Genomic DNA, 19,125 nt, shown 5'->3' with positions numbered 1-19,125 from the left:
GCTACCAGTGATTAGCCTCGCGTTGTTTTCAGGAATTATCTGCTGGTTTCAGTGGCACAGTGTCAGCGATAAGTAAGTCATGAATATATTGGAGTTAAAAATGAAACGAGCACAAATGCGAATGGATAATTCAGAACGTTTGGTTTGTGGTGTTGCCTCTGGTATGGCGTGGCAATTTGGTTGGTCCTGCTTTTGGACTCGTGTGGTGTGGGCGGGTGCAATTCTGTTTATGCCGGGTGTGAGTCTGTTAGTGTATTTTGTACTGGCTTTACTTGTCGACCAATGGAAAAGACCGATTTAATCCTAATTTTGCTCTCTCGATCAGGGAGGTGAATGGGGTTGCCGATATGAGTTTATGGACACAGCCTTTAGCGGGATGCTATCAACAAGAGGGCACATCGACCCTCATGCCAATAGTGAATACTTTCTCAGTGAGTATCACTTTTTAAGAAAAGCTTGAAATCTTGCTTTGGCTTCATCACTTTTAAGTCTCGCGCCAAATTGCTCTAACTCTTGATGCATTTGGTGTTGTACGCGGTTTTTATGTGGACGCATTAATTGACGGGTAATTTGCAGCGCCTGTGGTGGCTGATTTGCCAGTTTTTTCGCTTGGTTAAAGGCATAAGCTAATAACTCTTCTTGGGCGATAACATCATTAATGATATTCAGCCTATGAGCAGTATTGGCATCAAAACTTTCTCCGAGCAGCAAAAGTTCAGCCGCTTTTTGATAACCCACTAACTCGGGTAACAGTAGACTCGCACCCGCTTCGGGGACTAAGGCTAAATTGACAAAGGGCAGTTGAAACTTTGCCGAATTATCGGCATAGACTAAATCACAGTGCAGTAGCACAGTGGTGCCAATGCCTACCGCGGCACCAGAGACGGCAGCAACCAGCGGTTTTTTGAGTTCCAATAGGCAAAATAAAAAGCGTACAGCGGGGTGATTTGGACCTAAGTCACTATTTTTTAAAAAGTCCGCAACATCATTGCCCGAGGTGAAACAATTATCTTCGCCATGGAGCATAAAGGCACGAATGTCGTTGTCTGCTTCACCTTCGATCAGGTATTCTGTCAGCTGTTTATACATATTAAGATCAAGTGCATTACGTTTATCTGGGCGATTAAAGCTGATAATGCGAACGCCCTGATCATCCCGAACCTGTATATGACTCATGGGTTGTTTTCCTTTACGACGACATTGGGTAGACATGGAGTTTAAGACATTGAAACCGATATTCAAACAGATGTTTAATTGTGTTGCCTTATCTTGTGCATCATTTTCTGTTTTCGCCAGTGTAGTGATGACCGAAGGTCATGTACGTGCAATGCCTGATACAGTACCTAATACCGCAGCTTATTTTACGCTCGAAAATCATAGCGACAAGGCCGTTCGTTTGATCGGAGTGACTACTGATGTGGCGAACGAAGCGCAATTACATACCATGATTCAAGAGCAAGGTATGGTAAAAATGCGCCATGTTGAAGGCTTTGATATCCCATCCCATGGAACATTAACCCTCATGCCGTCAGGGGAGCATGTCATGTTAATTGGGCTGAAAGCGCCATTAGCCTTAGATCAGCAAGTTAAGCTGCAATTACAGTTTAACGATGGCGAAAATATGACGATTACATTGCCTGTCGCTAAGCAGGCTGAGAATGCTGCCGAACACGAGCATCATCACCATCATTAAGGAGTCGCTTGATGCAAATAACATGGAAGAAAGTCACCGGAGTTGCTTTATTTGTTGTGTTAGTTGGTTACGTTGTAAGTGTGTGGTGGAGTATTGAACCTGATACTTTGACACCCCAGGAACTGACGGCCACAGAGAAGAATGTCGTCGGTTATGCGACTACAACCTCTTTGATCCTCACGGTCGAAACGCTGCTGGATAAACAAGGAGGCTGGTTATCGAACGATGTGACGCCACCCTCAATTTTTATGGATAACATGCCTGCCTTTGAGTATGGGGCTTTAGAGCAAGCCCGTGATTTGGCGCTGATTATGCGTAAAGAGTTTAGCCGCTCACAATCTCAATCTACTGCGGATAAGGATTTGAGTGAAGCACAGGCTAAGTTAAACATCGACCATACCAGTTGGTTAGTACCCAGTGCAGAAAGCGAATACCGCGATGGTGTTAAGCTGCTTAAGCTGTACCGTGCGCGCATGATGGATCCGAACAATCAGGATGCACAGTTTTATGCCCGTGCTGACAACCTTAATGAGTGGTTGAAAGAAGTGCAAAAACGTTTAGGCAGTATGTCGCAACGGTTATCGGCAAGTGTCGGGCAAGAACGTCTTAACACCGATTTAGCGGGGGATAATGCCGCACGTCAATCAACCCCTAATTTAGCCAGCCATCAGGTGAAAACCAGCTGGTGGAAAATTGATGATGTCTTCTATGAGAGCCGTGGTGCATCATGGGCGTTATTGAATTTTATGCGTGCGGTGGAAGTCGATTTTGCTGACGTATTGAAAAAGAAAAATGCTGAAGTGAGCTTAAGACAGATCATTCGTGAACTGGAAGCAACTCAGCAAACGGTTTGGAGCCCTGTCGTACTTAATGGCAGTGGTTTCGGTCTAGTCGCTAATCATTCATTGGTTATGGCTAACTATGTGTCCCGTGCGAATGCCGCGGTGATTGATTTAACGAACTTGCTTTCTCAAGGTTAATTATGAAAAAAACATTCCTCGCTAGTGCGGTATTAGGATGCTTAATGGCCACTTCAGCCCACGCGGCAACAGTGGTTGGTTTTAAAATTGGTGGTGATTACTGGCGTGCTGATACCAGCGGTACCTTTTCTGATAAAGGTCAGCCACAACAAGGTTTTGACTACAGCTCATCTGCGCAAGGTAGCTATTGGTTTGCCGTTGAGCATCCACTGCCTTTTGTGCCAAATCTTAAAATCCGTGAAAACAGCCTTGATCAAAAAGGTAGTTTGGCGAATGCTGATTTCAGCTTCAATGGCCACGATTTTAAAGGTAATGTGACCAGTTATACCGATCTGAGCAACACCGATTTTGTGTTGTATTACGAGCTGCTGGATAACGATATTTTATCTTTTGATCTGGGCGCAGCTTATAAACTGATGAACGGCTCACTGCGTGTGCAAGATCCCGGTCACCCCGAAGAGAAAGATGTGGATGGTGGCATTGTAATGGCGTATGCCAGCACCCATCTAAGTATGCCGGGTTTAGGCTTATTTGGCTTTGCAGATTTAATGCTTGGAGCGAATGAGTCTAATGTACATGATTATGCAATCGGTTTAGGCTGGCAGTTTGATGGCGCAGCAGTTGATACCCGTGTGCGCGTGGGTTATCGGGAGTTTGCCTTTGATGTGAATAATTTCTCAGGCATTAGTGCTGATACTAAGTTTGATGGCTATTTCGCCGGTGTTGAAATTGATTTCTAAGCTGTAACTGTGACCAATAAAAAACCGCCAACTAAGGCGGTTTTTTTATTGGAGATTATCGCTTAACCTCTGTCTTGCTTAACTTATTCAGCTTTTAGGCCGTTGTTGATGGCAATAACATCATCTTCGTTTAATGTACCAGCGGCTTGTTTCAGCGCTACAATCGAGTTGATGTAGCTGTAACGCGCGTCTGATAATTTACGCTTTGAGTCGTACAAGTCGCGTGTACGGTTCAATACATCAACGATGGTACGGGTACCAACTTCAAAGCCTGCTTGGGTCGCTTTTAAGGCACTTTCGGATGAAATCACTGACTGCTCGTAAGCACGGATAGAGCTGATTGACGCACCTACGTTGTTGTAGTTATTACGAACGTTTTTCACTACACCACGGTAGGTTTGCTCTAATCTTTGGCTTGCTTCCACATATTGGAATTGCGCTTCCTTGACTTGAGAAGACACTTTAAAGCCCTCAAAAATCGGCACGCTTAAATTGATGCCAACGCTCATGTTGTCAAAATCAGGTTCACTTGCATCACCTAATTTTTGCTCTAAACCTTTAGCATAACCTGCATTTAAGCTTAGTGATGGCATGTGGCCTGCTTTATAAAGGCTAATGGTCTCTTGAGCGATATCTTTACCTATGCGTTGAGTCATCAGATCGACACTATTGGTTTCAGCAATTTTTAACCAATCAGTTGATGAACTCGGTGCGGGTGTAACGGCAGAGAAACGGTTTGTGTCGAGCACGTTTAAGGCTTTGTGATCGATACCAGTGATTTCGCGCAGCGCTTCATAGCTATTTGCGAGGGTATTTTCAGCCAGAATTTCAGAGGCGGAGGCCAAGTCATATTGTGCTTGTGCCTCATGAACGTCAGTAATCGCAGTTAAACCAACGGCAAAACGTTGTTTAGTTTGCTCAAGTTGACGCTCAATCGCGCGTTTTTCTGCACCTTGGAACTCGTAGTTATCTTTGGCTGTTAATACATCAAAGTAGGCTTTGGTCACTCGGGAGATTAAATTTTGCAGTGCCGATGCATAGGTAGAATCAGCTTGAGAGGCCGCTTTCTCGGCAAGGCTTAAACCTACCCAAGCACTATGATCATAGATGACTTGATTTAGCTTTAGGCTACCAGTCAGTCCGCTGCTATCGTCCCGAGGGTCATTCCATGCCTTGTCATAACCCACGTTTGCACTGATAGTCGGTAACAGTGGGGCACGGTTTTGTTCAATTTTCTCAAACAAAGCGTTACGTTGCGCTTGCGCTTGCAACACCAGAGGGTCATTCGTCAGTGCTTGTTGATAAATTTGCAGTAAATCATCTGCTTGAACCGCATGAGCGGAAGCGGCTAGAGTTAATGCTGCGCATAGAGAACGGATCTTAAATTTCATTTGCTGTCCTTATTAGACAAAATCTCCAAAAGGAGAAATTTATAACTTCGTTTAGACTAAGTAATGCCTTTACCAAGGCGGTTTGCGCTTCCCGACGCTTCCCGATACAGCTAAAACTTAATGACGTAGAGTCTAAAAACTCCCACACGTTCAAGTCAACTGCGAAGTGTAACAGATTTTATTTAAAAACGAGCCAAATTGCCTTGATAATAGGCGAAAATTTAACTGTAAAGGATAAGATATGAAGCCTCAGGTTTTTTCGCAAACAGATATTGAAATCCTCGAAAAAAAATCACTATATCAAGGCTTTTTTGCCTTAGAGCAATTTACCTTCAAACATAAGCTTTTTGCCGGAGGCTGGAGTCAGCCTGTCACTCGTGAGGTCTTTGAGCGTGGCCATGCGGTCGTTGTGCTACCCTATGATCTCAAGCGCGATAAAATTGTGTTGATTGAGCAAGTTCGTTTTCCAGCATTAGCAACCACTAAATCCCCTTGGCTTATGGAGTTAGTCGCGGGTATGATTGCGCCTGACGAAATGCCAATGGATGTCGCGCACCGTGAATTGTTTGAAGAAACTGGCTTGACCGCTCGCAACATCCATTTTGTGAATAGTTACCTTGCAAGCCCTGGTGGCAGTACTGAACGTTTCTACTTTTATTGGGCCGATGTGGATTCATCACAGGCGCAAGGTTTGCACGGATTAGCTGACGAACACGAAGATATTCGATTGCATGTTGTGGACCGTGAGGCTGCCTATAACGGGGTCGTTACGGGCGAAATAGACAATGCATCGACCGTCATTGGATTGCAGTGGTTGCAATTAAACTATCAGCAACTGGTTTAGGTTGGAAAGAGGTTTGACTCATTCAACATCACATCAAAAACCGCGTTATCAACCCAACGTGAGCGAATTTTTAGCGCTATGCGGGCGTAACTATGGCTATATGCAAAAGTGGTTACCACTCGATATTGCCGTGGGGCAGTCTTGGCAGCTTGAAGGTGAAGTAGGTGTATTAGTCATCCGTATTTTAGAAAATACCAAATATACTCAATTAGTTGAAATCTCACGCCCACTACAAATCATGGAGTTTGTTAATATTCCCAAGGTGTTAGTGAGAATTTATCATGATGCTAAATTAGCAGAAGTGTTAACTGGTCAACAGATTTACCAATTGCGCCCAGTGTATGATTATCCCAATTTACGTATGTATCATAGTGATGAGAAGTACCAGGTAAATGCATTCCTGGGCGAATTATTGAAGATTGGCAGTCAACAACGTTTGGTTTGCCAGTCTTAGAATTGGGTATTCAATGTGCTGAAAGAGGCTATCTCTTACTCTATAGCTGATGAAAGTGTGCGCATAGTGCAAGTCACCGACCCGCACCTTTTTGCCGATCCTGAAGCTCAGTTACTGGGAGTCAATACCAGCAAGAGTTTGGCCGCGGTACTCAACACGATTCGCGCGGTTAATTATCCTGCACATCTTATGCTCGCCACAGGCGACTTAAGTCAAGATTATTCTCCTGAGTCATATCGCCAATTTGTGTCTGCTGTTGCCCCGCTCAATTTACCTTGCCATTATCTTCCGGGTAACCATGACGATCCGCGGATCATGTTTCTTCATATGCAGGGCGAGCGTGTTTTTGGCCAGCAGCGAATCTTAGTTGGCAAATGGCAAATTTTGATGCTGGATTCGACCGTGAGAGGAAAACCCGGTGGGCATATGGGGGAGAGTCAGTTTGAACTCATTGAGCAAGCGATTGCTGCTCACCCTGAACATCATACGTTGCTAGTGATGCACCATAATCCGATCCTAGTTAATTGTGCCTGGTTAGACCAACACTGCATGGATAATGGTGCGGAGTTTTTAAGGCGTGTAGCTCAATATCCACAGGTTAAAGGTTTGCTCTGGGGGCATGTGCATCAACAGTTGGATACCCATTACGATGGTCCTCACCGTGCGCTGCAGTTAATGGCAACGCCTTCAACCTGCATTCAGTTTAAACCGCAATCCCCTTATTTTGCGCTTGATGGACTGCAACCAGGTTATCGTTTGCTGGAGCTTAAGGCCGATGGTAGCATCAGCACTAATGTGTATCGCGTGCCGGGAAATCTGTTTTCCCCCGATAAAGATTCCAGCGGTTATTAACGCGAGTGACCGCAGCTTGAGGAACTATGCTGCTCTATATTCACGGATTCAACAGTTCTCCTTTCTCTGATAAAGCGGTGATAACGGCAAGATATATGGCCGAGTATCACCCATTCCTCACTTTTCATCAGCCACAGTTACCCAATACACCCAAAGCCGCGATGGCCTTGCTGCAAAGCTATGTTGAAGAGGCACAGCAAGCGAACGAGTCCTTTAATTATATTGGTTCGTCCTTGGGGGGCTACTTTGCCAGTTATTTAACTGAGCGTTATGGTGGCAGAGCTGTGTTGGTAAACCCGGCCGTAAAGCCTTTTGAATTGTTTGATGAATTTATGGGGCCGCAATTTAACCCCTATACCCAAGAGCATTATCAGGTTTTGCCAGAACATAAGGCGGAAGTCGCTGAATTTAATACCGCAGTTATCCGCAATCCGGAGCGTTTTTTGGTACTATTGCAAACGGGCGATGAAGTGCTGGATTATCGTGAAGCACTGCATAAGTATCACCATTGTCAATTACGGATAGAATCTGGTGGTGATCACAGTTTTGTGGGTTATGAGCGATATCTGCAAACCGTAAGCCAATTTTTACACTTACCTTGACAAATAGTCATCCAGAGCCGCAACATGGCCGGATATAACAACTTATAGCGTACACTATGACGAATCAATACACCTCTGACGCCATTGAAGTTCTTAACGGACTTGACCCAGTAAAACGCCGTCCAGGTATGTATACCGATACCACCCGACCTAACCATTTAGGCCAAGAGGTCATAGATAACAGTGTCGATGAAGCCTTAGCAGGTCATGCTACTAAAATCGAAGTTGTGCTATACACCGATAACTCACTGGAAGTCACTGACGATGGTCGTGGTATGCCAGTAGATATTCATCCCGAGGAAGGCATTCCTGGGGTTGAATTGATCCTCACTAAACTGCATGCCGGCGGTAAGTTTTCAAATAAAAATTACCAATTTTCCGGTGGTTTGCACGGTGTGGGGATTTCAGTTGTTAACGCCCTGTCTCGCAGAGTCGAAGTCACAGTGCGCCGTGATGGCCAAGTGTATGATATTGCATTTGAAAATGGCTTTAAAGTTGAAGAGCTAAAAGTCACTGGTACCTGTGGTCGGCGCAATACTGGTACTCGAGTGCATTTTTGGCCCGACGCCAGCTATTTTGATTCGGCGAATTTCTCCAATTCAAAACTCATCTATTTACTGCGTGCTAAGGCGGTATTGTGTCCGGGCCTTAGGATCAAGTTTACTAATAAGCACACTAACGAAGTACATGAGTGGTACTACGAGAGTGGACTAACCGATTATCTTAAAACTGCGGTTGGCGATAATGTAATGTTGCCGGAAGAGCCTTTTATCGGCAGTTTTAAGGGGCAAATTGAGGCGGCTGATTGGGCTATTACCTGGTTGCCTGAGGGCGGGGAGTCGATTAACGAAAGTTATGTCAACCTGATCCCAACTCCCCTCGGTGGTACCCATGTCAATGGTTTCCGTCAAGGTTTGCTGGAATCAATGCGCGAGTTTTGTGAGTTTCGCAATCTGATCCCCCGTGGGATAAAGCTCTCTCCTGAGGATATTTGGGATCGTGCGGCGTTTATTCTGTCGGTGAAGATGCAAGACCCGCAGTTTGCAGGGCAAACTAAAGAGAAGCTTTCTAGCCGTCAAAGTTCGGCCTTTGTTTCTGGCATTGTCCGCGATGCGTTTTCACTTTGGTTAAATTCGAATACCGAATTGGCCGAATCATTGGCTGAGATGTGTATCAATAACGCGCAAAAGCGTTTAAAAGCAGCGAAAAAAGTCGCCCGTAAAAAGGTTACTTCAGGCCCTGCATTGCCAGGTAAACTGACCGATTGTAGTGGACAAGATCCGATGCGCGGTGAGTTGTTCCTCGTGGAAGGTGACTCGGCAGGAGGCAGTGCTAAACAGGCGCGGGATCGTGAGTTTCAAGCTATTATGCCGCTGCGTGGAAAAATCTTAAATACCTGGGAAGTGGATGCTTCGCAGGTATTGGCCTCGCAGGAAGTGCATGACATTTCTGTGGCTATTGGTTGCGACCCCGATAGCAATGATATTTCTGAGTTAAGGTATGGCAAAATCTGTATTCTCGCAGATGCCGACTCCGATGGATTGCATATTGCAACTTTACTCTGTGCGCTGTTTTTGAAGCATTACCGAGTGTTGGTGGAACAGGGCCATGTTTATATTGCCATGCCGCCACTGTTCCGTATTGATATAGGTAAAGATGTCTATTACGCCTTAGATGAGGCCGAGAAAGAAGGTGTTCTTGATCGTATCAACGCTGAGAATAAAAAAGGGAAGGTTCAGGTAACACGCTTCAAAGGGTTGGGTGAAATGAATCCCCTCCAATTGCGTGAAACAACAATGGATCCAAACACTCGGCGTTTAGTCCAGTTAACCATTGATGATGCGGAAGAAACCGATTCCCTGATGGATATGCTGCTGGCTAAAAAGCGTTCACCCGATCGTAAAAACTGGCTCGAAGATAAGGGTGACATGGCGGTACTTTAATGTTGTGCACTATTGCCGATAACAATAACACTTAGGCATAAAGAAAATTACCATGTTGTATATAAAAACGAATAATTATAAATATCTAACAGTGTTCTCTGCCTATTGGACCCTACTGGTAAGTCTGGCGTTGTTACCCTTTCAGACGGCTATTGCAGGGTCCCAGTCAATCATGATCACCGTCTCAAAGGGGTTTGGTTTATCGCTTTACGCCTCCGATCTTGGAGATGCCAAACAAATTGCAATGGGTTCAAACGGCACGTTATTTGTCGGTTCCAATAAAAGTGGCACAGTGCATGCGCTTGTTGATAGTAACCAAGATGGTCGTGTTGATAAGCGTTATGTTATCGCCAAAGGGCTTGAATCACCCGATGCGATAGCGTTTCATCATGGCGACCTGTTTGTTGCAACTGAAAATCGAATCGTGCGTTTTATTGATATCGAGCAGCGTTTGCGTCGTCCTAGCCGGCCTAAAGAGATTTATAGCGATCTACCCGAGTCAGACAAAAAAAGTGCGCGAGCGATGAAGTTTGGCCCTGATGGTCGGCTCTATGTCTCTATCGGCGCACCTTGTAACGTGTGTGAAGCAAGCGCGCCCCATAGCAGCATTATTGCGATCAATGTCGATACTGGCGCAAGCGAACAAATTGCCTTGGGCATCCGAAATGTGACTGGATTTGACTGGTCTCCACAGGATGGCAAATTATGGTTTGCCGATCAGGGGCGGGATTGGATGGGTGATAACTTGCCACCCGATGAGATTAACCGTGTAGATGTGATGGGCAGCCACTATGGTTTCCCCTATCTGCATGCATCGTCCGTGGTGGAGCCCGCCTACGAAAAACCCCAAAATTTAAAAATTAGCGTACCTGTATATGAACTGCCTGCCCATGTTGCACCAACGGGATTGGCGTTTTACCGTGGTAAGCAATTCCCACAAATCTATCATAACCAATTGTTTGTTGCTGAAAATGGTTCTTGGAACCGTTCAAGCAAAGTCGGTTATCAAATCGTCATGTTGAAGCTTGAAAATCAGCAGGTGGTCAGTCGCGAAACTGTGGTGAGTTTTCTCGATGGTGAGTTTCCGGTTGCCCGTCCCTATGCATTGTTGTCGGGTGGCGATGGGGCTATGTACATTTCGGATGATTTGAAAGGTAACCTGTATCGGCTGTTCTATAGGAATGGCGATAATACTGAAGAACCACAGGAACTAGAAGAAAATGAGTGACGCAATCAAGTTAAGCTTGGATGGCGTAGAGCAGATGCCATTGCGGCGCTTTACCGAAGAAGCTTATCTGAATTATTCCATGTACGTCATCATGGACCGTGCCTTACCCCATATCGGTGATGGTCTTAAACCGGTGCAGCGCCGGATTATTTATGCCATGAGCGAGCTCGGTTTATCCGCGCAATCTAAGCATAAAAAATCGGCCCGCACTGTGGGTGACGTATTAGGTAAGTACCACCCCCATGGCGATAGCGCCTGTTATGAGGCGATGGTACTGATGGCGCAGCCATTTTCCTATCGCTATCCGCTAGTTGATGGTCAAGGAAACTGGGGGGCGCCAGACGATCCTAAGTCATTCGCTGCAATGCGTTATACCGAAGCTCGCCTGTCGAAATTTTCTGAGGTGTTATTATCTGAGCTAGGACAAGGTACAGTTGAATGGGGCGCGAACTTCGATGGCACTCTAAAAGAACCCAAAGTACTGCCGGCACGCTTACCCCATATTCTACTCAATGGTATTACAGGCATTGCGGTGGGGATGGCGACGGATATTCCGCCACATAATGCCAGAGAGTTGGTGAATGCCTGCGTCGCGCTTTTAGAAGAGCCTAAACTCGACCTTGAACAGTTGATGGCCTACGTGCCGGGGCCTGATTATCCTACTGAAGCTGAGATTATTACTCCCGCTGCCGATATTGCCAAAATCTATGAAACGGGGCGGGGCTCCTTAAAAGCCCGTGCCGTTTACAGTGTGGAGGCGGGGGAGGTTGTCATCACTGCACTGCCGCATCAGGCGAGTAGTGGTAAGATTTTAGAGCAGATTGCTGCGCAAATGCAGGCGAAAAAATTGCCTATGGTTGCTGACTTGCGTGATGAGTCTGACCATGAAAATCCTGTTCGCTTAGTGATTGTTCCACGCTCTAACCGTGTTGATTGCGATCAACTCATGGCTCACTTATTTGCGACCACCGATCTTGAGAAAAGCTTTAGGGTAAACCTTAACGTGCTTGGTCTTGATGGTCGTCCACGAGTAAAAGGCTTAAAAGACCTACTCACCGAATGGTTAGAATTCCGTGTCGATACCGTAAGACGTCGCCTCGAATATCGTTTAGATAAAGTGCTGGCGCGCTTACATATTCTTGAAGCATTAATGATCGCTTTCCTCAATATCGACGAAGTGATTGAGATCATTCGCTTTCACGATGAGCCTAAAGCGGAGTTGATGGCGCGTTTTAATCTAACGGATAAACAAGCTGAGGCCATACTCGAGTTAAAATTACGCCATTTAGCTAAGTTAGAAGAATTTAAGATTAAGGCCGAGCAGGATGAGCTTGAAGCTGAACGTGAAAAGTTAGAGCAATTATTAGGCTCTGAGCGCCGCTTAAAAACCTTAATTAAGAAAGAGTTAATCCAAGATGGTGAGACCTATGGCGATGAGCGTCGTTCTCCTATCGTCGAGCGTCATGAGTCTAAAGCCTTAACTGAGCAAGAGCTGACACCGAGTGAGCCTGTGACAGTGGTGTTATCCGATAAAGGCTGGGTGCGTTGTGCTAAAGGTCATGATATTGATGCGGAGTCTTTATCCTATAAGGCGGGCGATCAATATCTCTGTAGTGCCATGGGGCGTAGTAATCAGGCGGCGGTGTTTATTGACTCATCCGGGCGCGCTTTTGCGACCGATAGTCATAGTCTGCCATCGGCTCGAAGCCAAGGTGAGCCAATTACTACCCGCTTTAATATGGCGCCTGGTGAGACCATGCAGCATGTTATTTTGGGTGAAGATGAGCAATGCTTCCTCTTAGCAACCGATGCGGGCTATGGCTTTATTTGTACTTTCAATGACATGGTATCTCGTAATAAGGCGGGTAAAGCCCTATTGAGCTTACCGACGAATGCCAAATCTTTACCGCCTAAACCGATTGACCGTAATCGGGAGATGTCTATCTTGGCCATCACCAATGAAGGTCGTATGTTATTGTTTTCATTGGAAGCATTACCACAATTATCCAAGGGTAAAGGTAATAAGATTATCGGTATTCCAAGCGAACGTGCTAAAAACCGTGAAGAGTTAATGACACATTTACAACTTGTTCCTGCCGATACCGCCGTCACCCTGTGGGCGGGTAAACGTAAACTTACGCTAAAACCCAGTGATTTAGAGCATTATCGTGGTGAACGTGGCCGCCGTGGTGCCAAGTTGCCGCGCGGATTACAGCGCGTCGATAGCGTGGAATTAGGCGAAGGTGCTGAGGTTTTGCCTAGCATTTAATGCTTACTTATTGCGTGAGTGTTTGCTCTTGATATAGGCAAACTAGCTAATAAAGAAGCCACTCGAGTTTGTTTCTCTTGAGTGGCTTTTTTATTTCAAGGATTTTTATTTCCTAGAGGGTGGCGAATATTAAATGCAAGGCATAAAAAAACCTACCGCAAGCGGTAGGTTTTTATTAGCACATATCCAAAAGGATATTAGAAGTCGTAACGTACACCAACAGAGAATACGTTGTCGTCTTGTAGGTCTACTTTGTTACCTGCTACAACATGGTCACCGCTGTACATTGAATATTGGCCGTAAACCATAGTTGATTTAGAGAAGCGGTAGTCAGCACCTACGTTGAAGTTTTGTACGCTGATGTCTGCGCCTTTTAACAGGTTTGTACCAGTGGTAACGTTTTTGTAGTAGTTACCAAAGCCTGTTTCATCAAAGCCGTATTCGGCTTTCAGGTTAACACCGTTTAAAGTGTAAACAACGTTTACAAAGTAAGTGTTACCATCTACTGAGCTATCAGTTACGCTTTCAGAGTTTTGGAATAAACCACCCACTTTGAAATCGCCAAATTTAACTTGTGCTACACCACGGTATGCATCAATACCCGCAATACCTTTGTTATAGGCAACCGCTAAGTAGTAGTTTTGATCTTTGAACTTGCTATCACCCAGAGTTGCACTCAGAGCGTATAAGCTTTCGTTGGTTTTTGCAGTGGTGTCGTTATCATCGAACAGATAAGTTGCGTTTAAGGTCACTAAATCGGCGATTTTTGGTGAGTAGTACCATACGCCATCTGCGCTACGGGTTTGTGCGCCAACTAAACGGTCGATATCCGCGTTGGTGTTACCAAATACGTCTACGTTACCTTCAGCTTGTTTAAATACAGTGTCATTACGACCCACTAATACAGTACCTGCATTAGTTTTTAAACCGAGGAAAGTGTTACGTGCTTTGAACACATCACCAGAACCTGAAGTGTTTTCAACTTGGAATTCCATTTGATAAACAACATCATAACCGTTGGCAATCTTTTCAGAACCTTTAACTCCTAACAGAGAGAAGTTATTTTCTAAATAAGTGCCGCCATTGTTTTCATCAGCATAGTTTTTAGTATCAACACCGTTAGTGCCAGATTGTAGAGTTGCACCTGTTTCAGTATTGGTTAATGCAAGCTCTAAACGACCGTAGAAGCTTGGGCCTTCGGCTAGCGCACCGAATGAGGCCAGTGCTAATACTGATGCGACTGATGCAGAGATGAATGTCTTTTTCATGTTTTGTGCTCCCTCGAACCTAAGTTCTTATCCATTTTTCATGGTTTTTGTGTGGTTTAACACATTTGTTACAGAAATCAGTAACAAAGTTGCTGCCGATTCTTACAGTTTTGCGACCTGCAGGCTGTGTCGCAGATCATGTTTTTGGCTCTCCTTGCCCGTATTCGGGGTTTTTTAGGAAATTTCCCTATAGCTTGATCGTAAATCGACGTGAAAGTCATAAAACTGTATTTTTCACATACCACTAAAGGGATAGGTGAAGTGCCATGGCACAAATGAGCCGGCGGGGCTAACTGTAGCATATGCTAATGCTGTCGCAAGCTTGTCATAAACGGGGATGTTGTTGATATTTAGTATGCAGTACAATTAAAAAACCGTTCCAAGTTGCTTTTTTAGCGAAAATCACCCCTTAAGTTTGTTTGTTTAATTATTTAAAATCAATGATTTATTTTGGTGCGGTGTTTCTGCCATTTAGATATTGTCGCTTTCCTATGCTTATCAGCTCACTTGCACTGGTCATAGACCATAGTATTAGGGCGTGTTGACGTTTCGAGATTAAATTTTGTTCGTTCTGACAAGCTAGTGCTCGCGAAACGAGGAATGATGTGTCGTTATTCTACTCAAATGACGAGCGGCTCTTATGACAGAAAGTAAGCGCAAGGGCTTGCCAGACGACCCCTTCGGGCTGCATTTGGCTGACGTTTCTGCTGCGTTATCGTCCGTTTATGTAGAATAACTACACAGTACGGACTTTGCCTTGCATAAACGGTGAGCCAAATTGCTGCAAAAAATAACCCTGAAACGTCAACACGCCCTAGTCATAAGGCGATAATTTATTCAGTTTTGCAGGGCTGTTAGCTGTTTATCTCTCTCACTTGGTTAAGATTATATTGTCCAAATACGCAGCGTGTTGACGGTGATTTCGGTTTTCGGCTTAAATCGTTTAGAATCCGCGACAGATTTTTATTGCATTATGCTGCCGCTGATGAGGAAGTTTCTAAGCCTTTCAGGAACAGCGATGTTAGCCAGATATTAAGGTAAGTATTGATGACTGAAGCCTATCAAAATCGCTTTGGTGGCATAGGCCGCTTGTACGGGCAAAAGGCGCTCGCAAAATTTGCCGTCTCTCATGTCGTGGTTATTGGTATTGGTGGTGTGGGGACGTGGGCGGCAGAGGCCTTAGCTCGAAGTGGCATTGGTCAAATAACGCTCATTGATTTAGATGATATCTGTGTGACCAATACCAATCGGCAGATTCACGCCCTGGCCTCAACCATTGGCGATTCCAAAGTGGCTGTGATGTCTAAGCGGATCCGCGAGATCAATCCGGATTGCCAAGTTAATGAGGTCGAAGATTTTATTACGGTTGACAATCTTGGTGAGTATTTACTCGGCGCTCAGGCTGGGGGCAATATTGATTATGTTGTTGATTGTATTGATGCTGTTAAACAAAAAGCGGCACTTATTGCTTGGTGTAAACGTCAAAAAATCAAAATCGTGACAGTAGGCGGTGCGGGGGGGCAGGTCGATCCCACTCAGATCCAACTGACTGATTTAGCTAAGACATATCAAGATCCTTTGCTGGCAAAAGTGCGCAACATTCTGCGCCGTGAATATAATTTCTCTAAGAATGTTCAGCGCCGCTTTGCCGTAGATGCGGTGTTTTCCAGTGAGCAGCTCGTCTATCCACAGGCCGATGGCTCCGTTTGTAGCAGTAAAGCCTCTGCCGATGGCACTATGCGGATGGATTGTGCCTCGGGTTTTGGTGCAGTCACCATGGTCACTGGCACGTTTGGATTTGTGGCGGCGAGCCGTGTCCTTGCCCGGTTGGCTCAATTGGCGAATGAATAGCCGATTAGCCCGAGTTTTTTAGCGTTTAAAAACTTAATCCACAGCCAATGCTGTGGATTGTTGTTTTAGGTTCAGCTGCACCTGCACCTCAAATAGTGAAGTCGTGGTGTGTGCCAATCTTTGGTAAATAGCATCGATTTAGGGGGATACGGACATTAAACTGAGCACCACCCAATTTGGAGTCTGCTTGATAGCTCATCGTGCCTTTTAACAGGGTTGCCGCATTAAAGGCGGCGGATAAGCCTAATCCTGTGCCTCCTTTACTTCTGTTGGTGGTAAAGAATGGTTCAAACATATGTTCAGCAATCTCTGGTGGAATTGCGATACCATTATTCTGAATGCTGATATTTACAACCTCTTGCTCAATACTGGTGCTGATCAGTATCTGATTATCTTCCCTATTTTGAAACGCATGCGTATAAGCGTTGGACAATATATTACTGACGATTTGGTTTAATAGGCTCGCATTAGTTTGAATGTTTAAGCTAGGGTCAACGTGCAGTTGCGTCTGTGCTTTGAGTGTTGGATGCATGAGCAAGCTAGACTCTACAATCTGTTTCAGTTGGGTCTGCAGATTGATGCACTGATGTTCTTCGTGACTGCGATCGATAGCAATCGTTTTGAATTTTTGAATTAAACTGCTGGCTTTAGTGATATTACGGACGATAAGTTCACAACTTTGTTGATACTCATCCAAAATCGCATTGATTTCGTCAAGCGTTGCTTGCTCGCTGTGGATAAGCTCAATCAGCTCTTCTATATGACTTAATTGTGCGCTGGCGGCGGTTAAACAAATGCCAATGGGGGTGTTGATTTCATGTGCGACACCTGACACTAACCCACCTAACGCCGCCATTTTTTCCTGCTCAACTAACACCTGCTGCGCATGCTTCAAGGCTGCTAAAGATTGCTCTAATTCCTGCGTTCTTTCTTTAACTTGTCTTGCGAGTTCTTCCTTATAACTGCGTTCGAGTTTCAGTAATCGCTCTCTATCCTCTAACGCTGTCTGTAACTCCGCTTTAGAACTTTTAAGCGCCTCGAATGAGTGACGAAGTTGCCCTTGCATGCTGTTAATCGCATCAGCAACTTGCTTGAATTCATCGGCTTTCTCTTTACGCTCAAATTGAAGCGGCTCGAAGTCAGCGTCTAAGTTAATCCGTTTGCAGTAATTACTGAGTTTATCGAGATGTTTCGTGATGTTGTACCAAACTAAAAATAGAATAAATCCAGCCACTAAGAAGGTTTTGATACCATTGGAAAGTAGAATGAGTATGGCTTTATCGTAAAGGCGTTGGTAAATGGCATCCATATCCACTTGAACTTCTAAGGTGCCAACATTGATGTTATCGGTAGGCGATTTATATACCAAAGGAAAGATTTTATTTAAAGTATGAGTTGGTTTTGATTTACCTGCATTCCACGACTGACCACTATCATCTTTTATTGAAATATGATTTATATCAGGTAGTTGGATAAGTCCGTTCAGTTGAGTGTTAATCAGTCTTTCATCAATTACCCAAATACTTGCGGCTAATACATCAAGGTTAGCTTTCTCTATGTTAGAAAACACTCTGTCAATCCGGCTCACATCGCCACGATAATCGCTAATCAGTTGGTAGACCGTGGTTATTAGCGTGATTAAGGAGCTGAATAGTACAATCGACAAGGTGAGATGCCTGCCAATCGGACTTTTTATAAATTGACTAAAGAAGGTCAGCATCTTAAATAATCTTTATCTGATAGCGAGTTGGATGCTTATAAGCATAGACTCAAGCCCAAATAATTTCGCATATTACCCCTGTGAAAAATCCCTCAATATTGAAGAATATAATGGCATCAAACTTGCTTTATGCTGGCTAAGTTCAATTTTTTGTCGCTGGGATAACACTATGATTAAATTCAAATTCGATTCCGTGAAGCTGTTTAGCCCTAAGAAGATGATGTTTCGGGTGATGTTGTGGCTAATGGTGAGCTGTGGCGTTTTATTGGCGATTCCATCAAACATCCTTGCAATGCTTGCGCTTGATAAGTTTGTCCCCGAACATGCGCATTTTGTCGGGCTGGGTCTTATTATTTCAATCGCTTATTTTTTAACTCAATTATTGAACTTGGGGTTAGATGAGTCGATTCGTCATTTAAGTGACAAGCGCATCATCGAGACCATTGAGGCTAAGGTTAATCTACTCGATCGTGCCGAGCGGGCGTTATTGCGAGAGTTCTTTTTACAGGGCGCCACCATTTTGACATTGCCGCAAAATGAACCTGCGGTAAAAAGTTTGCTTAATGCCTGTATTTTGGAATGTTTAGGTAATGAACGCCATTATGCCATCCAAGGACCTACGGCGGATTATAAGATTTCGATGAAAGCGCGTATGTACTTAAATCGCGGTGTTTTACGTTTACCTGCAGGGGAGCCAAGTCAAGAGGAAATGCAGCATCTTATTAAAGCGCGCCCGCAGTTTCTTAATGGTTTAGTACAAAACCGTAAACATGCTGCTTAAGTTTGGTGTCGGATAAACATTAAATTACAAGCATAAAAAATGGGGGTTATTGGAACCCCCATAACAACGTGCAATTTTTACAAAGTACAATGAACAGAATAACAATTTGGAAGCAAAAACTACGATTGTGGCGCTGACTTCACGATGAACAACCAAGTGATATAAGAAATTATCCCTATAGTGCTAAAGATAACGATCATTGAAAGTAAACCAATTGGGTTACCGAACATTAAATCTAACCAGAATGCCATGATTGAAATCCTCTTTCTTGTGAAGTCCTCCTTACACTAGCGCCCTTGGCGTTTGCAAATACTGATCCTGATCAATAAAAATTCGACATCCTAAAACAATATTGTAACCAGAGATTAACCATGTGATCTGGTTCAAATTTAGTGCTTGATAAAATATTACTAAACTCAATCCTTTGGGCTTTGTTTCTTACTTAATTAGAGACTAGGCTTATGGGGAGCACCATGAAAAATCATTAAATGATACGGAGAGTTAAGTAT

Annotated in this window: 18 protein-coding genes; 13 read left to right on the top strand and 5 right to left on the bottom strand. The window is 44.4% G+C overall.

All coding sequences use genetic code 11. The features are described 5' to 3' along the window. Positions 1-100: 100 nt before the first annotated feature. Positions 101-301, top strand: a complete 201-nt coding sequence (locus H9J30_RS04090) for a PspC domain-containing protein (RefSeq protein ID WP_011623980.1) — start codon at positions 101-103, stop codon at positions 299-301. A gap of 137 nt (positions 302-438) precedes the next feature. Here H9J30_RS04090 and H9J30_RS04085 read toward each other — a convergent pair whose 3' ends face one another. After that, complete coding sequence (locus tag H9J30_RS04085; RefSeq protein WP_011073654.1) at positions 439-1,176, bottom strand: enoyl-CoA hydratase; 738 nt, start codon at positions 1,174-1,176, stop codon at positions 439-441. A 34-nt stretch (positions 1,177-1,210) separates the two neighbouring features. On the opposite strand from H9J30_RS04085, the gene H9J30_RS04080 reads away from it, so the two are divergent. From H9J30_RS04080 to H9J30_RS04070, 3 genes are read left to right on the top strand one after another with little or no spacing between them, the layout of a single operon-like run. Next, positions 1,211-1,693: a copper chaperone PCu(A)C gene (locus tag H9J30_RS04080; RefSeq protein WP_011073653.1), complete on the top strand. Its 483-nt coding sequence runs from the start codon at positions 1,211-1,213 to the stop codon at positions 1,691-1,693. Between the two features lie 11 nt (positions 1,694-1,704). After that, complete coding sequence (locus H9J30_RS04075; RefSeq protein WP_240129809.1) at positions 1,705-2,673, top strand: DUF2333 family protein; 969 nt, start codon at positions 1,705-1,707, stop codon at positions 2,671-2,673. Positions 2,674-2,675: 2 nt separating this feature from the next. Further along, the gene (locus H9J30_RS04070; protein WP_240129807.1) at positions 2,676-3,413 is read left to right on the top strand and encodes a TIGR04219 family outer membrane beta-barrel protein; all 738 of its coding nucleotides are present in this window, start codon (positions 2,676-2,678) and stop codon (positions 3,411-3,413) included. An 83-nt stretch (positions 3,414-3,496) separates the two neighbouring features. Here the strand turns inward: H9J30_RS04070 and tolC are convergent, their stop codons facing one another. Then, positions 3,497-4,804, bottom strand: coding sequence for an outer membrane channel protein TolC (gene tolC, locus H9J30_RS04065; protein WP_240129806.1), 1,308 nt, complete (start codon positions 4,802-4,804; stop codon positions 3,497-3,499). 241 nt (positions 4,805-5,045) lie between these two features. Here tolC and nudF point away from each other — a divergent pair, with 241 nt between their 5' ends. The 7 genes from nudF to parC are packed head-to-tail and all read left to right on the top strand — an operon-like array spanning position 5,046 to position 12,996. Next, a complete protein-coding gene (gene nudF / locus H9J30_RS04060) occupies positions 5,046-5,648 on the top strand; it encodes an ADP-ribose diphosphatase (RefSeq protein ID WP_240129805.1) in 603 nt (200 codons plus the stop codon). 13 nt (positions 5,649-5,661) lie between these two features. Then, on the top strand, positions 5,662-6,102 hold the full coding sequence (locus H9J30_RS04055) for a DUF1249 domain-containing protein (RefSeq protein WP_240129804.1): 441 nt from the start codon (positions 5,662-5,664) through the stop codon (positions 6,100-6,102). A gap of 15 nt (positions 6,103-6,117) precedes the next feature. Then, positions 6,118-6,954 (top strand): 3',5'-cyclic-AMP phosphodiesterase, encoded by an 837-nt coding sequence (gene cpdA / locus H9J30_RS04050; protein ID WP_240129803.1) that lies wholly within the window; start codon positions 6,118-6,120, stop codon positions 6,952-6,954. Positions 6,955-6,980: 26 nt separating this feature from the next. Further along, positions 6,981-7,556 carry a YqiA/YcfP family alpha/beta fold hydrolase gene (locus H9J30_RS04045; protein WP_240129802.1) on the top strand — a complete coding sequence of 192 codons (576 nt, stop codon included), beginning with the start codon at positions 6,981-6,983 and terminating at the stop codon, positions 7,554-7,556. A 56-nt stretch (positions 7,557-7,612) separates the two neighbouring features. Continuing rightward, entirely contained in the window at positions 7,613-9,499 is a 1,887-nt protein-coding gene (gene parE / locus H9J30_RS04040; protein ID WP_240129801.1) for a DNA topoisomerase IV subunit B, read from the top strand. 52 nt (positions 9,500-9,551) lie between these two features. Further along, positions 9,552-10,727, top strand: coding sequence for a PQQ-dependent sugar dehydrogenase (locus H9J30_RS04035; RefSeq protein WP_240129800.1), 1,176 nt, complete (start codon positions 9,552-9,554; stop codon positions 10,725-10,727). Continuing rightward, complete coding sequence (parC, locus tag H9J30_RS04030) at positions 10,720-12,996, top strand: DNA topoisomerase IV subunit A (protein WP_240129799.1); 2,277 nt, start codon at positions 10,720-10,722, stop codon at positions 12,994-12,996. The genes H9J30_RS04035 and parC overlap by 8 nt, the downstream gene beginning before the upstream one ends. Positions 12,997-13,193: 197 nt before the next feature. On the opposite strand, the gene H9J30_RS04025 is transcribed toward parC, so the two are convergent. Further along, the gene (locus H9J30_RS04025) at positions 13,194-14,264 is read right to left on the bottom strand and encodes a porin (protein WP_240129798.1); all 1,071 of its coding nucleotides are present in this window, start codon (positions 14,262-14,264) and stop codon (positions 13,194-13,196) included. A gap of 1,047 nt (positions 14,265-15,311) precedes the next feature. Between H9J30_RS04025 and tcdA the strand changes: the two genes are divergently transcribed. Continuing rightward, positions 15,312-16,115, top strand: coding sequence for a tRNA cyclic N6-threonylcarbamoyladenosine(37) synthase TcdA (gene tcdA / locus H9J30_RS04020; RefSeq protein ID WP_240129797.1), 804 nt, complete (start codon positions 15,312-15,314; stop codon positions 16,113-16,115). An 88-nt stretch (positions 16,116-16,203) separates the two neighbouring features. Here tcdA and H9J30_RS04015 read toward each other — a convergent pair whose 3' ends face one another. After that, entirely contained in the window at positions 16,204-17,835 is a 1,632-nt protein-coding gene (locus H9J30_RS04015; RefSeq protein WP_240129796.1) for an ATP-binding protein, read from the bottom strand. Positions 17,836-18,004: 169 nt separating this feature from the next. Between H9J30_RS04015 and H9J30_RS04010 the strand changes: the two genes are divergently transcribed. Beyond that, positions 18,005-18,616, top strand: coding sequence for a superinfection exclusion B family protein (locus tag H9J30_RS04010; RefSeq protein ID WP_240129795.1), 612 nt, complete (start codon positions 18,005-18,007; stop codon positions 18,614-18,616). Between the two features lie 119 nt (positions 18,617-18,735). Here the strand turns inward: H9J30_RS04010 and H9J30_RS04005 are convergent, their stop codons facing one another. Further along, positions 18,736-18,867, bottom strand: a complete 132-nt coding sequence (locus H9J30_RS04005; protein ID WP_240129794.1) for a DUF3149 domain-containing protein — start codon at positions 18,865-18,867, stop codon at positions 18,736-18,738. Positions 18,868-19,125 lie beyond the last annotated feature (258 nt).

The organism is Shewanella cutis (genome assembly GCF_022410515.1).
In the GTDB taxonomy this organism is placed as follows: Bacteria; Pseudomonadota; Gammaproteobacteria; order Enterobacterales; family Shewanellaceae; genus Shewanella; species Shewanella cutis.
The sequence above is the reverse complement of the archived record's forward strand: the minus strand, read 5'-3'. Positions and strand labels throughout refer to the sequence as shown.